Source organism: Mycobacterium sp. 1423905.2 (genome assembly GCF_001673155.1).
Lineage (GTDB): Bacteria > Actinomycetota > Actinomycetes > Mycobacteriales > Mycobacteriaceae > Mycobacterium.
Window position 1 is genome coordinate 33,782 of record NZ_LZLE01000026.1, and the last position, 13,441, is coordinate 47,222.

At 66.4% G+C, this 13,441-nt stretch carries 13 protein-coding genes; 11 read left to right on the forward strand and 2 right to left on the reverse strand.

All coding sequences use genetic code 11. The features are described from left to right. Positions 1 to 11: 11 nt before the first annotated feature. Genes A9W95_RS01865 through A9W95_RS01895 form a run of 7 tightly spaced genes read left to right on the forward strand, consistent with a single transcriptional unit; the run spans position 12 to position 6,273 of the window. A complete protein-coding gene (locus A9W95_RS01865) occupies positions 12 to 818 on the forward strand; it encodes a metalloregulator ArsR/SmtB family transcription factor (RefSeq protein ID WP_067408950.1) in 807 nt (268 codons plus the stop codon). Beyond that, complete coding sequence (gene sufB / locus A9W95_RS01870) at positions 815 to 2,263, forward strand: Fe-S cluster assembly protein SufB (RefSeq protein ID WP_067408951.1); 1,449 nt, start codon at positions 815 to 817, stop codon at positions 2,261 to 2,263. Before A9W95_RS01865 ends, sufB begins: the two co-directional genes overlap by 4 nt. Beyond that, positions 2,260 to 3,432, forward strand: a complete 1,173-nt coding sequence (gene sufD, locus A9W95_RS01875) for a Fe-S cluster assembly protein SufD (RefSeq protein WP_067408952.1) — start codon at positions 2,260 to 2,262, stop codon at positions 3,430 to 3,432. The genes sufB and sufD overlap by 4 nt, the downstream gene beginning before the upstream one ends. After that, the gene (gene sufC / locus A9W95_RS01880) at positions 3,429 to 4,211 is read left to right on the forward strand and encodes a Fe-S cluster assembly ATPase SufC (RefSeq protein WP_067408953.1); all 783 of its coding nucleotides are present in this window, start codon (positions 3,429 to 3,431) and stop codon (positions 4,209 to 4,211) included. The genes sufD and sufC overlap by 4 nt, the downstream gene beginning before the upstream one ends. 1 nt (position 4,212) lies before the next feature. Beyond that, positions 4,213 to 5,466 (forward strand): cysteine desulfurase, encoded by a 1,254-nt coding sequence (locus A9W95_RS01885; protein WP_172826525.1) that lies wholly within the window; start codon positions 4,213 to 4,215, stop codon positions 5,464 to 5,466. After that, positions 5,463 to 5,951 carry a Fe-S cluster assembly sulfur transfer protein SufU gene (gene sufU, locus A9W95_RS01890; RefSeq protein WP_067408954.1) on the forward strand — a complete coding sequence of 163 codons (489 nt, stop codon included), beginning with the start codon at positions 5,463 to 5,465 and terminating at the stop codon, positions 5,949 to 5,951. Before A9W95_RS01885 ends, sufU begins: the two co-directional genes overlap by 4 nt. Beyond that, positions 5,926 to 6,273, forward strand: a complete 348-nt coding sequence (locus tag A9W95_RS01895; RefSeq protein ID WP_067408955.1) for a metal-sulfur cluster assembly factor — start codon at positions 5,926 to 5,928, stop codon at positions 6,271 to 6,273. Before sufU ends, A9W95_RS01895 begins: the two co-directional genes overlap by 26 nt. 33 nt (positions 6,274 to 6,306) lie before the next feature. Here A9W95_RS01895 and A9W95_RS01900 read toward each other — a convergent pair whose 3' ends face one another. Continuing rightward, positions 6,307 to 7,050 (reverse strand): DUF5666 domain-containing protein, encoded by a 744-nt coding sequence (locus A9W95_RS01900; protein WP_067408956.1) that lies wholly within the window; start codon positions 7,048 to 7,050, stop codon positions 6,307 to 6,309. A 71-nt stretch (positions 7,051 to 7,121) separates the two neighbouring features. Further along, positions 7,122 to 8,951, reverse strand: coding sequence for an acyl-CoA dehydrogenase (locus tag A9W95_RS01905; protein ID WP_067408957.1), 1,830 nt, complete (start codon positions 8,949 to 8,951; stop codon positions 7,122 to 7,124). A gap of 242 nt (positions 8,952 to 9,193) precedes the next feature. On the opposite strand from A9W95_RS01905, the gene A9W95_RS01910 reads away from it, so the two are divergent. The 4 genes from A9W95_RS01910 to A9W95_RS01925 all read left to right on the forward strand — a co-directional run. Next, positions 9,194 to 11,158, forward strand: a complete 1,965-nt coding sequence (locus tag A9W95_RS01910; RefSeq protein ID WP_067408958.1) for a heavy metal translocating P-type ATPase — start codon at positions 9,194 to 9,196, stop codon at positions 11,156 to 11,158. A gap of 151 nt (positions 11,159 to 11,309) precedes the next feature. Beyond that, positions 11,310 to 11,681, forward strand: coding sequence for a thioredoxin (trxA, locus tag A9W95_RS01915; protein ID WP_067408959.1), 372 nt, complete (start codon positions 11,310 to 11,312; stop codon positions 11,679 to 11,681). Positions 11,682 to 11,691: 10 nt separating this feature from the next. Then, the gene (locus tag A9W95_RS01920; RefSeq protein ID WP_256388881.1) at positions 11,692 to 12,519 is read left to right on the forward strand and encodes an enoyl-CoA hydratase; all 828 of its coding nucleotides are present in this window, start codon (positions 11,692 to 11,694) and stop codon (positions 12,517 to 12,519) included. Positions 12,520 to 12,538: 19 nt separating this feature from the next. Next, positions 12,539 to 13,441 (forward strand): ATP-binding cassette domain-containing protein (locus A9W95_RS01925; RefSeq protein ID WP_156745953.1); only part of this gene is annotated, 903 nt, incomplete at its 3' end.

A 13,441-nucleotide genomic window follows, 5' to 3' on the forward strand; every position in this document is an offset into this window, starting at 1 on the left:
CCAGGGCACCCTTGGTGGACCGCCCGCCGGAATTGCGTCACACTGGTGTTGTGAAAATCCAATCGCAGGATGCTGCTGCGCGTGCGGCCGCCGCTGCGGGTTCGGATGGCCACACTCGCCGCGCGATCGTGCGCCTGTTGGTGGAGTCCGGATCGATCACCGCTGGTGAAATCGGCGACCGGCTCGGCCTGTCTGCCGCCGGGGTGCGGCGCCACCTCGACGCGCTGATCGACGCCGGCGACGCCGAGTCGGTACCGGCCGCCGCGTGGCAGCAGGTAGGCCGCGGACGACCGGCCAAGCGCTACCGCCTGACCGCCGCCGGCCGGACCAAGCTCGACCATGCCTACGACGACCTGGCCGCCGCAGCCATTCGCCAACTGCGCGAGATCGGCGGCGACGAGGCCGTCCGGACCTTCGCGCGCCGGCGCATCGACGGCATCTTGTCCGGGGTATCCGGCGCCGACGGGCCCGACGAAGGCGCGGTGGAAGACGCCGCCGAGCGCATCGCCGGGGCACTGAGCAAAGCCGGCTACATCGCCACCACCACCAGGGTGGGCGGGCCAATCCACGGTGTGCAAATCTGCCAGCACCACTGCCCGGTGTCGCACGTCGCCCAGGAATTCCCCGAGTTGTGCGAAGCCGAGCAGCAAGCCATGGCCGAGGTGCTCGGAACGCACGTGCAGCGGTTGGCGACCATCGTCAACGGCGACTGCGCCTGCACCACCCATGTGCCACTTACCGTCCCAAATTCGACGGAGGCGCCCAGCCCGCGCCGCGACATGACTGACCCCACGAGCAACAAAGGAGCGTCCGTATGACCCTCACACCCGAGGCAAGCAAGGTTCCGGCCGCGCCGCTCACCCAGGAAGAGGCCATCGCCTCCCTGGGCAAGTACGGCTACGGCTGGGCGGACTCCGACGTCGCCGGCGCCAGCGCGCAGCGCGGTCTGTCCGAGGCGGTGGTCCGCGACATCTCGGCGAAGAAGAACGAGCCGGAATGGATGCTGGACATCCGGCTGAAGGCGCTGCGCATCTTCGACAAGAAGCCGATGCCGAACTGGGGCTCGAACCTTCAGGGCATCGACTTCGACAACATCAAGTACTTCGTGCGCTCCACCGAGAAGCAAGCCGCGACGTGGGACGACCTGCCCGAAGACATCCGCAACACCTACGACAAGCTGGGCATCCCGGAAGCCGAGAAGCAGCGGCTGGTGTCCGGCGTGGCCGCGCAGTACGAGTCTGAGGTGGTGTACCACCAGATCCGGGAGGACCTGGAGGCCCAGGGCGTCATCTTCCTCGACACCGACTCCGGTCTGCGGCAACACCCGGAGATCTTCAAGGAGTACTTCGGCACCGTCATCCCGGCGGGCGACAACAAGTTCTCCGCGCTCAACACCGCGGTGTGGAGCGGCGGCTCGTTCATCTACGTCCCGCCCGGTGTGCACGTCGACATCCCACTGCAGGCCTACTTCCGGATCAACACCGAGAACATGGGCCAGTTCGAGCGCACGCTGATCATCGCCGACGAGGGCTCCTACGTGCACTACGTCGAAGGTTGCACCGCGCCGATCTACAAGTCGGACTCGCTGCACTCCGCGGTCGTCGAGATCATCGTCAAACCCCATGCGCGCGTGCGCTACACGACCATCCAGAACTGGTCGAACAACGTCTACAACCTGGTCACCAAACGGGCCCGCGCCGAGGCCGGCGCCACCATGGAGTGGATCGACGGCAACATCGGATCCAAGGTCACCATGAAGTACCCGGCGGTCTGGATGACCGGCGAGCACGCCAAGGGCGAGGTGCTGTCGGTGGCGTTCGCCGGTGAGGACCAGCACCAGGACACCGGCGCCAAGATGCTGCACCTGGCGCCGAACACGTCGAGCAACATCGTCTCCAAGTCGGTGGCGCGCGGCGGTGGCCGCACCTCCTACCGCGGTCTGGTGCAGGTGAACAAGGGCGCGCACGGATCCCGCTCCAGCGTGAAATGCGATGCGCTGCTGGTCGACACCATCAGCCGCAGCGACACCTACCCGTATGTCGACATCCGCGAGGACGACGTGACGATGGGCCACGAGGCCACCGTGTCCAAGGTCAGCGACAACCAGCTGTTCTACCTGATGAGCCGCGGGTTGACCGAGGACGAGGCCATGGCGATGGTGGTGCGCGGCTTCGTCGAGCCGATCGCCAAGGAACTGCCCATGGAATACGCCCTGGAGCTCAACCGGCTGATCGAGCTGCAGATGGAGGGTGCGGTCGGATGACCGCACCAGCTGGATCGTCGATAGCCGCACTGAACAAGGGAGAGCTGTTCGCCTCCTTCGACGTCGACGCCTTCGAAGTCCCGCACGGCCGCGACGAGCTGTGGCGGTTCACCCCGCTACGGCGGCTGCGGGGATTGCACGACGGATCGGCGCGCGCCACCGGCAGCGCACAGATCACCGTCAGCGAGCACCCGGGCGTGCAGGTCGAATCCGTGCGTCGCGGCGACGAGCGGCTCGGGCAGGGTGGCGTACCGACCGATCGCGTTGCAGCACAGGCATTCTCGTCGTTCAACGCGGCGACGGTGGTGACCGTCGGGCGTGACACGCAGGTCGGTGAACCGGTGAACATCGTCGTAACTGGGCCCGGCGCGGGAGCGGTCGCCTACGGCCACGTGCAGATCCGGGTCGCCGAACTCGGTGAAGCCGTCGTCGTCATCGACAACCGGGGGAGCGGAACCTACGCCGAGAACGTCGAATTCGTCGTCGCGGACGCCGCGCGGCTCACCGTTGTGTGGCTCGCCGACTGGGCCGACGACGCCGTGCACGTCAGTGCGCACCACGCCCGGCTGGGCAAGGACGCGGTGCTGCGGCACGTCACGGTCACCCTGGGCGGCGAGGTGGTGCGGTTGACCGCCAACGTGCGGTTCACCGCCTCCGGCGGCGACGCGGAACTGTTGGGGCTCTACTTCGCCGACGACGGCCAGCATCTGGAGTCGCGGCTGCTCGTCGATCACGCACAGCCCGACTGCAGATCCAACGTGCTGTATAAGGGTGCGCTGCAAGGAGATCCGGACTCATCGCGGCCCGACGCGCACACCGTCTGGGTGGGTGACGTGCTGATCCGCGCCGAGGCCACCGGCACCGACACGTTCGAAGTGAACCGCAACCTGGTCCTCACCGACGGTGCCCGTGCGGACTCGGTGCCCAACCTGGAAATCGAGACCGGCGAGATCGTCGGTGCCGGACACGCCAGCGCCACCGGGCGATTCGACGACGAGCAACTGTTCTACCTGCGCTCGCGCGGCATACCCGAAGACCAGGCACGCCGGCTGGTGGTGCGCGGCTTCTTCGGCGAGATCATTTCTCGCATCGGGGTGCCCGAGTTACGCGAGCGCCTGACCACCGCCATCGAACACGAACTAGAGATCACGGAAAAGACGGCTTTATGACGACTCTGGAAATCAAGGACCTGCACGTCAGCGTCGACAACCCCAACGCGGCCGACGGGGAACGGGAAATCCCGATCCTCAAAGGCGTCGACCTCACCGTGAAATCCGGTGAGACGCACGCCTTGATGGGGCCCAACGGTTCGGGCAAGTCCACGTTGTCCTATGCCATCGCCGGCCATCCGAAATACCGGGTGACGTCGGGATCGATCACGCTGGACGGCGCCGACGTACTGGCCATGAGCGTCGACGAGCGGGCTCGGGCCGGGATCTTCCTGGCCATGCAATACCCCGTCGAGGTGCCCGGCGTCTCGGTGTCGAACTTCCTGCGTTCGGCGGCCACCGCCATCCGCGGGGAGGCGCCGAAGTTGCGGCACTGGGTCAAAGAAGTCAAGGGCGCGATGAGCGGCCTGGACATCGACCCCGCTTTCGCCGAACGCAACGTCAACGAAGGATTCTCCGGGGGCGAGAAGAAGCGCCACGAGATCTTGCAACTCGAACTGCTCAAGCCGAAGATCGCGATTCTGGACGAAACCGACTCCGGCTTGGACGTCGACGCGTTGCGGGTGGTCAGCGAGGGGGTGAACCGCTACGCCCAAGCCGAGCACGGCGGCATCCTGCTGATCACCCACTACACCCGCATTCTGCGCTACATCCAGCCCGAATACGTACACGTCTTCGTCGGTGGTCGCATCGCCGAATCCGGCGGCTCGGAGCTCGCCGACGAGCTAGAGGAAAACGGCTACGTCCGCTTCACTCAAGCGGCGGCCACCGGAGCCTGACGTGACGCTCTCGGTGAGCCGGCCCGACATCGCGGCTATCCGTGCCGATTTCCCGATCCTCAAGCGCAACATGCGCAGCGGAAATCAGTTGGCGTACTTGGACTCTGGTGCCACGTCGCAACGGCCGCTGCAGGTACTCGATGCCGAGCGGGAATTCCTGCTCAGCTGCAACGGCGCGGTGCACCGCGGCGCGCATCAGTTGATGGAAGAGGCAACCGACGCCTACGAGCAGGGCCGCGCCGACATCGCGGCGTTCGTCGGAGCTCACGCCGATGAGTTGGTGTTTACCAAGAACGCGACCGAGGCGCTCAACCTGGTGTCCTACGTGTTGGGGGACAGTCGCTTCGAGCGCGCGGTCGGCCCCGGTGACGTCATCGTCACCACCGAACTCGAGCACCACGCCAACCTCATCCCGTGGCAGGAGCTGGCCCGGCGTACCGGCGCCACATTGCGCTGGTACGGCGTGACCGACGACGGCCGCATCGACCTGGACAGCTTGCAGCTCGATGAGCGCGTGAAAGTCGTTGCGTTCAACCACCATTCGAATGTGACCGGTGCCGTCGCGCCGGTGGGTGAACTGGTCAGCCGCGCTCGGGCCGTCGGGGCGCTGACGGTACTGGACGCTTGCCAATCGGTGCCGCACCAGCCGGTGGACTTCCACGCCCTCGACGTCGACTTCGCCGCCTTCTCTGGCCACAAGATGCTGGGGCCCAACGGGATTGGCGTGCTGTATGGCCGTCGTGACTTGCTGAGCAAGATGCCGCCGTTTCTCACCGGCGGTTCGATGATCGAAACGGTCACCATGGAATCCGCCACCTACGCCGCGGCGCCGCAGCGGTTCGAGGCCGGAACACCGATGACCTCGCAGGTGGTCGGTCTGGCCGCCGCCGCACGGTATCTCGGCGGCATCGGCATGGAGGCGGTCGAAGCCCACGAGCGTGAACTGGTCGCGGCGGCCCTCGACGGCCTGTCCGGCATCTACGCGGTCCGGGTCATCGGGCCCGCCGACATGGAGAATCGTGGATCACCGGTGTCGTTCGTGGTCGACGGGGTGCACGCGCACGACGTCGGGCAGGTGCTCGACGACGAAGGCGTCGCCGTTCGGGTCGGGCATCACTGTGCCCTGCCGCTGCACCGCAGATTCGGCGTGGCGGCCACCGCTCGGGCGTCGTTCGCCGTATACAACACCGCCGACGAGGTAGACCGGTTGGTGGCCGGGGTGCGTCGCGCGGTCGACTTCTTCGGGAGACCGTGACTGTGCGGATCGAGCAGATGTATCAAGACGTGATCCTCGATCACTACAAACACCCGCAGCACCGGGGTCTGCGCGAGCCGTATGGCGCGCAGGTCCACCACGTCAATCCGGTGTGCGGTGACGAGGTCACGCTGCGGGTGGCCTTGTCGGAGGACGGGGCCAGCGTGGCCGACATCTCCTATGACGGCCAGGGTTGTTCAATCAGCCAGGCGGCGACCTCGGTGCTCACCCAGCAGGTCATCGGGCAAAGCGTCCCAGAGGCGCTCAAGACCCTGGACGCTTTCACCGAGATGGTGTCTTCGCGCGGGACCGTGCCGGGCGACGAGGAAGTCTTGGGTGACGGAGTAGCGTTTGCGGGAGTGGCCAAGTATCCCGCACGGGTGAAATGCGCACTACTTGGCTGGATGGCGTTCAAAGATGCGTTGGCCCAAGCTAGCTACGCCTTGGAGGAGGTGACCGATGAGCGAAACCACCGCACCGGATGAGGAATTGCTCGCCGACGTCGAAGAGGCGATGCGTGACGTCGTCGACCCCGAACTCGGCATCAATGTCGTCGACCTCGGGCTGGTCTACGGCTTGAACCTGGAAGAGGCCGAGGAGGGGACCGTCGCGCTGATCGACATGACCCTGACGTCGGCTGCCTGCCCGCTCACCGACGTCATCGAAGACCAGTCGCGCAGTGCGCTGGTGGGCAGCGGTCTGGTCGACGAGATCCGCATCAACTGGGTGTGGAATCCGCCGTGGGGCCCGGACAAGATCACCGAGGACGGGCGCGAGCAACTGCGCGCCCTGGGCTTCACCGTCTGACGTCTTTCAGCGCGGCCGCTTCATAGGTCCCGCTCAGCCGCCATGGCCGTGCGGCTTTCCGCTGGGCCCGCATTTGCCGTCGTTCGCCGGACGCAGGTTGATCGCCGTTGCCTGCAGCGCGCCGCCGTTGTCTTGAGTGCCTTGCGCGGTCAGGCATTTGCCGACCGTGATGGCTTGGGCAGTGGCGGCGTTCTGCTTGGTGTAGCGGGTTTTGTCGTTGACCGTCACCGGAGTCTGGGTGTTGTCATTGCTGGTGACGTTGATGGTGTTTCCCGCCACCGACGCGACGGTGCCCGTGATGGCGGGACGCTTCGCGGGGGATCCGGGTGCGGGTTGTTTGGCCTGCGGGCACTTGCCGTCGACCGCCTGGCTGATGCGCACCGCTGCCGCCGTGACGGGTTGGTTGCCTTGGGTTTCCGTGGCCCGCACGGTGACACAACTGCCGGCCGCGACATCGGTCAGCGCGGCCGGGGTGACATCGGTGACCTTGGTGGACGGCGTGAAATCGACTGTCGCGTTACCGTTTTCCTGGGTGACTTGGGCGGCGTTGCCCGATACCGATGCGATGAGACCGCTGATCCGCGCTTGGCCGTGGGCGGGCGGTGGTGCAGCGGTGGTCGAGGTGCTCGGCGCCGAACTCTGGGTAGCGCTTGGTGATGTGGTCGGGCCTGCCTTGTTCGACGATGAACCACAGGCGGCAACCGACAGTGCGGTGGCCGCGGCGACCGCCAGGACGGCGAACCGGGTAGGCCGGGAAGTGTGGGTACTGCAAGACATCACGCTGCTCCAATCGTGGGCGGGTTCCAACGAACGGGTCTACCCGCGGCAGCTTTGTACTTGCTGTGTATTCAGAATGCGTCTTCGGGGAGGCGCATGATTTCGTCGTCGATCGACTCGATGACGGCGCGCACGCCGGTCAGCTTCGGCAGCATGTTCTTGGCGAAGAAGGCAGCGACTGCCACCTTGCCCTCGTAGAACGCCTGGTCCGCCTTCGACGGGCTGTCGGTCAACGCGGCTTGTGCGATATCGGCTTGCACCAGCAACCGCCAGCCGATGAGCAGGTCGCCCACGGCGAGCAGGAAGCGCACCGACGCCAGACCCACCTTGTAGATGTCGGTGGCGTGCTGCGCCGCCGACATCAGATAACCGGTGAGCGCGCCGGTCATCGCGGTCACGTCGTCCAGCGCGGTCTGCAGTAGCTCGGCTTGCGGTTTCAGCGCCGGGGCGATGTTCTCGATGCTCTCGGTGATCTGGCCGGTCACAAATTGCAGCGCCTTGCCGTGGTCGCGCACGATCTTGCGGAAGAAGAAGTCCAGCGCCTGAATGGCCGTGGTGCCCTCGTAGAGCGAGTCGATCTTGGCGTCGCGGATGTACTGCTCGATGGGGTAGTCCATCAAGAAGCCCGAACCACCCAGCGTCTGCAACGATTCGGTCAAGATCTCGTAGGCCCGTTCCGAGCCCACGCCTTTGACGATGGGCAACAACAGGTCGTCGACACGGTGCGCCATGTCCGGTGCGGCGCCGGAAACACGTTGCGCCACAGCGTCGTCCTGATGTGCGGCCGCATACATGTACAGCGCGCGCAGGCCTTCGGCGTAGGCCTTCTGTGTCATCAGGCTGCGGCGCACGTCCGGGTGATGCATGATCGTCACTCGCGGCGCTGTCTTGTCCGTCATCTGGGTCAGGTCGGCGCCCTGCACGCGCTCTTTGGCGAAAGCCAGTGCGTTGAGATATCCGGTGGACAGCGTGCCTGAGGACTTCACCCCGATGGTCATGCGGGCGTGCTCGATCACCGTGAACATCTGCGCAATGCCGTTGTGCACGCCGCCGACCAGGTAGCCGACTGCGGGCACGTCGGTGGCTCCGAACGTCAGCTCGCACGTCGGTGAGGACTTCAGGCCCATCTTGTGTTCCAGGCCGGTCACGTACACGCCGTTGCGAGGACCCAACTCGCCGGTGTCGGGGTCGAAGAGATGGTTGGGGACGTAGAACAGGCTCAGCCCTTTGGTGCCGGGACCGGCGCCTTCCGGGCGGGCCAGCACCAAGTGGAAGATGTTTTCCGCCGTGTCGCCGACGTCGCCGCCAGAGATGAACCGCTTCACACCCTCGATATGCCAGGTGCCGTCCGGTTGTTCGACGGCCTTGGTGCGACCCGCACCGACGTCGGAACCCGCATCCGGCTCGGTCAGCACCATGGTGGCCTGCCAACCGCGCTCCACCCCGAGGGCCGCCCAACGCCGCTGCTGCTCGTTGCCCTCGATGAAGAGCGACTGAGACAGCGTGGGGCCCAGGTTAAAGAAGCAGGCGGACGGGTTGGCGCAGTAGATCATTTCGTTGACCGCCCACACCAGCGGCGCCGGCGCGGGCATGCCACCGATCTCCTCAGCCAGGCCCAGTCGCCACCAGCCCGCTTCTTTGATCGCATCCACGGTCTTGACCAGCTCGGCGGACACGCTGATGGTGTGGGTTTTGGGGTCGAAAACGGGGGGATTGCGGTCGGCGAATGCGAAAGACTCGGCGATCGGGCCCTCGGCCAGCCGAGCCGCTTCGGCCAAGATCGTGCGCACCGTGTCGGCGTCGAGATCGCTGTAGGGTCCGCTACCCAGGACGGCGCCCACATCCAGGACTTCGAACAGGTTGAACTCGAGATCGCGCACATTGGCGATGTAGTGGCCCAACGTGGTTCCCTCCCTCCGGCGAATCAGGACCTCAGTGTGGCCGACGCCGGAAAACGTACGCAACCGTAACCTCGACGCAGGCGCTAGGACGGTGGAACGCCCGCGTTCGGCGGGGCCGGCGCATACCTCCGGCAAGCGGCCAATCCAGTCACATACCGCAACAAAACCGAGACTTCCCAACATCTTTGCGTCGATAGACTCGGCCGGGTCTACCCCTCCGACCCGCTGCGAGGCCCTTCGGCATGAGCACGCCTACGCTCGAAACCACGACTGCTACAGGCGGTTTGGCAAGTCCTGCCCCGCCCAACCGCTACCCGGCTCGGTGGGGCGGCGCGCTGTGGTCGGCGATCTCTGTGCGTTGGGCCGCAATCGCTTTGACGCTCTTCCTCGCCGGCGCGGCGGCACAGCTCGGCGGCGCCCCGCGCTTGGTCTGGTGGACGTTGTATCTGGCGTGTTACCTCGCCGGCGGCTGGGGTCCGGCATGGGCAGGAGTGCAGGCGTTGCGTGGCAGGGCACTCGACGTGGATCTGTTGATGATCATTGCCGCGGTCGGCGCGGTCGCCATCGGTCAGATCTTCGACGGTGCATTATTGATCGTCATCTTCGCCACCTCCGGCGCGCTCGACGAGGTGGCGACCAAACACACCGCGAACTCGGTCAGCGGCTTGCTGGACCTCGCACCCGAGGTCGCGGTGGTGATGGCAGCCGACGGTGCCGAACGGGTCGTGCCCGCCAGTGAGCTTGCGGTGGGTGACCGGGTCGTGGTCCGGCCGGGTGAGCGGATCGCCGCCGACGGAGTGGTTGCCTGCGGGGCTTCGGAGGTCGATCAGTGCACCATCACCGGTGAACCGATGCCGGTGGCGAAAACTTGCGGCGATGACGTCTTCGCGGGCACCGTCAATGGCTCGGGCGCACTGCAACTGGTGGTCACCCGGGACGCGGCGCAAACCGTCGTCGCGCGCATCGTCGAATTGGTGACCGATGCCTCCGCGACCAAGGCCAGAACTCAACTGTTCGTCGAGAAGATCGAGCGACACTATTCGGCGGGCCTGGTCGCGGCCACGATCGCACTGATCACCGTCCCGCTGCTGTTGGGCGCGGCGGTGCAACCGGTGTTGTTGCGCGCGATGACATTCATGATCGTCGCGTCGCCGTGCGCGGTGGTGCTGGCCACCATGCCGCCGCTGCTGTCAACCATCGCCAACGCCGGCCGGCACGGGGTGCTGCTCAAATCCGCCGCGGTGGTCGAACGCCTCGCCGAGACCACCATCGTCGCGCTGGACAAGACCGGCACACTGACCAGCGGGCACCCCGAGGTGACCATCGTCGAGCCAGTGTGTCCCGATCAATACAGTGAGCTTCGGATAATCGAATTAGCCGCCGCAGCAGAACAATTCAGCGAACATCCGATTGGACGAGCCATCGTCGAGGAAGCCGGCCGCCGCGGCATCAGCATCCCGGGGGCTGAAGATTTCCGCGCGTTGCCGGGTCGCGGGGTGCGCGCAGAGGTAGCCCGCGAATTCGTCGAAGTCTGCAGCCCGCACAGCTATACCGGCGAACCGCTGCCCCAGCTGGCGCCGCTCGTCGCGGCCGGCGCGATGGCGGCCATCGTGCTGGTGAACGGCGTGGCGATCGGGCTTCTCGGCCTGACCGACCAGCTTCGTCCCGACGCGGCGCAGTCCGTCGCATCGCTGGCCGCGGTGACGTCACCACCGATACTGCTGACCGGCGACAACGCTCACTCGGCCGGCCGAATCGCCGAATCCGCCGGGATCGTCGATGTGCGGGCCGCGCTGCTCCCGGAGCACAAGGTCGAGGCGGTCCGCGCCCTGCAGGGCAGGGGACACCGGGTGCTGGTCGTCGGTGACGGCGTGAACGACGCACCGGCCATGGCAGCGGCGCGCAGCTCGATCGCGATGGGCGCCGGCACCGACCTCACCTTGCAGACCGCCGACGCTGTCATCGTCCGCAACGAACTGCACACCATCCCCACCATCATCGGATTGGCCCGACAAGCGCGCCGGGTCCTGACCGCCAACCTGATCTTGGCCGCGACGATCATCGCCGCGCTGGTGCTCTGGGACCTGTTCGGTGACTTGCCGCTGCCGCTCGGCGTGGCCGGCCACGAGGGGTCGACCGTGCTGGTCGCGCTCAACGGCATGCGCTTGTTGACCGAGCGATCCTGGCGGTCGGCGGCGACCCCCTGAAGCGTCCACCGTGCGGCCGCGGCTTTCACCGGGTAGCCACGGCGGCTCGTAGGCGATTGGGGCGCCCGAGGAGCACACTGAGCGCCGCCACCGCACACTGGCCAGTGACCGGTGTCGGAACAACCGGCCGCTCCGGGGCGTTAGCGCAAACGTGAGTACCCAAGACATCACCGCCGCGCAATTCAACGACACCATCAACGACAACGACATGGTTCTCGTCGACTTCTGGGCCTCCTGGTGCGGCCCGTGTCGGGCGTTCGCGCCGACCTTCAAGGCCTCATCCGAAAAACACCCTGATGTGGTGTTTGCCAAGGTGGACACCGAAGCCGAACAAGAACTGGCCGCCGCCGCGCAGATCCGGTCGATCCCCACGCTGATGGCGTTCAAGAAGGGCAAACTGCTGTTCAACCAGCCCGGCGCCCTGCCGCCTGCGGCGTTGGAAGACCTGATCGAGCAGCTCAAGGCCTTCGACGTGGACGCCGGAGACGCCGGAGCCCAGCCCGGAGACGCCGAACAAGCCTGATTCGCCGGCGGTGGGCTACCGTCGACAGGTGAGTTTGGTCCTCGTCGAGCACCCCCGGTCCGAAATAGCGCTGATCACCCTCAACCGGCCGGAGCGGATGAATTCCATGGCCTTCGACGTCATGGTGCCGCTCAAGGAAGCCCTCGAGCAGGTGACCTACGACAACTCCGTTCGAGTCGTGGTGCTGACTGGTGCGGGACGAGGATTCTCCTCAGGCGCGGACCACAAATCCGCCGGCTCGGTACCCCACGTCGAGGACCTCACCCGGCCGACCTACGCGCTGCGCTCCATGGAGTTGCTCGACGACGTCATCTTGGCGCTGCGACGGATGCACCAACCGGTCATCGCCGCGGTCAACGGACCGGCCATCGGGGGCGGCCTGTGCCTGGCCCTGGCCGCCGACATCCGGGTGGCCTCCACCAGCGCTTATTTCCGCGCTGCCGGCATCAACAACGGCCTGACCGCCAGCGAACTGGGGCTGAGCTACCTGCTGCCGCGCGCCATCGGGTCGTCGCGGGCATTCGAGATCATGCTGACCGGCCGTGACGTCAGCGCCGAGGAAGCCGAGCGCATCGGGCTGGTGTCCTGTCAAGCGCCGCCCGATCAGTTGCTGGACACCTGTTATGCCATCGCAGCCCGGATGGCGGCGTTCTCGCGGCCTGGAATCGAGTTGACCAAACGCACACTATGGAGTGGACTGGACGCTGGCAGTCTGGAGGGGCACATGCAGGCCGAAGGCCTGGGCCAGCTTTTCGTCCGTCTGCTCACCGCCAACTTCGAAGAGGCGGTCGCCGCGCGCGCAGAGAAGCGGCCGGCGGTTTTCACCGACGACAAGTAGTCAAACCTAGGAGAGCATCGTGATCACGGCTACGGACCTCGAGGTCCGCGCTGGAGCGCGCATTCTGCTCTCACCCGACGGCCCCGACCTGCGGGTGCAACCGGGCGACCGCATCGGGCTGGTCGGACGCAACGGCGCCGGCAAGACGACGACGCTGCGCATCCTGGCCGGCGAGAGCGAACCCTACGCCGGAACTGTGCTGCGCAACGGCGAAATCGGCTATCTGCCACAAGATCCCAAAGAGGGTGACCTCGACGTGCTGGCCCGTGACCGGGTGCTGTCGGCCCGCGGTCTTGACGCGTTGCTCACCGACCTGGAGAAGCAGCAGGCGTTGATGGCCGAGGTCGCCGACGACGACGCCCGCGACCGCGCCATCCGCCGCTACGGCCAACTCGAGGAGCGCTTCGTCGCACTGGGCGGTTACGGCGCCGAAAGCGAAGCGGCCCGCATCTGCGCGAGTCTGGGCTTGCCGGAACGGGTTTTGACGCAGAAACTCCGCACGCTCTCCGGCGGTCAGCGCCGCCGCGTGGAACTGGCGCGGATCTTGTTCGCGGCCTCTGAGTCCGGGGCGGGCTCGTCCACCACGCTGCTGCTCGACGAGCCCACCAACCACCTCGACGCCGACTCGGTCGGCTGGCTGCGGGATTTCCTGCGGTCGCATACCGGCGGCCTGATCATGATCAGCCACAACGTCGACCTGATCTCCGACGTGGTCAACCGGGTCTGGTTCCTCGACGCGGTGCGCGGCGAGATGGACGTCTACAACATGGGCTGGCAGAAGTATCTCGACGCGCGCGCCACCGACGAGCAGCGTCGCCGCCGGGAACGCTCCAATGCCGAACGCAAGGCCGCCGCGCTGCGCAGCCAAGCCGCCAAGCTCGGCGCCAAAGCCACCAAAGCCGTTGCTGCGCAGAACATGTTG